The following is a 335-nucleotide window of genomic DNA, read 5'->3' as shown; positions in this document are numbered from 1 at the left end:
ATTCGAGTGAAAGCGGCCAGCGGCAACGGCAACAACTGGCTGGAGATGAACAAGGCAACGGGGCAGAACGCACAAACCCAGGGGATCGAACGGACGCTCGACACCGTGGCGGGAGTGGCCTACCAGTTGAGCCTTGATGTAGCCGGACGTTTGGGTTACAGCGCCGACTACACCCGCATTGGTATTTACCTGGATGGCGTGCGCATCGGCGGCAGCGACAGCACCAGCGGCAATAACGCACTGGACTGGAACACGCTGAACCTGGCCTTTATCGGCACGGGCGGCAAGCAGACGCTGCGCATCATCAGTGAAGCGACGAAGGTGGAGGCAGGCGG

At 61.2% G+C, this 335-nt stretch carries 1 protein-coding gene; it reads left to right on the top strand.

Annotation, left to right across the window (positions count from 1 at the left end; genetic code table 11):
* A partial coding sequence (locus AC2A1E_RS24415; protein ID WP_484385908.1) for a hypothetical protein occupies positions 1 to 335 on the top strand: 335 nt, incomplete at both ends.

The sequence above is a fragment of the Serratia sp. HNCC26DJ206 genome (assembly GCF_057180605.1).
This window is presented reverse-complemented; position numbering and strand designations above follow the sequence as displayed.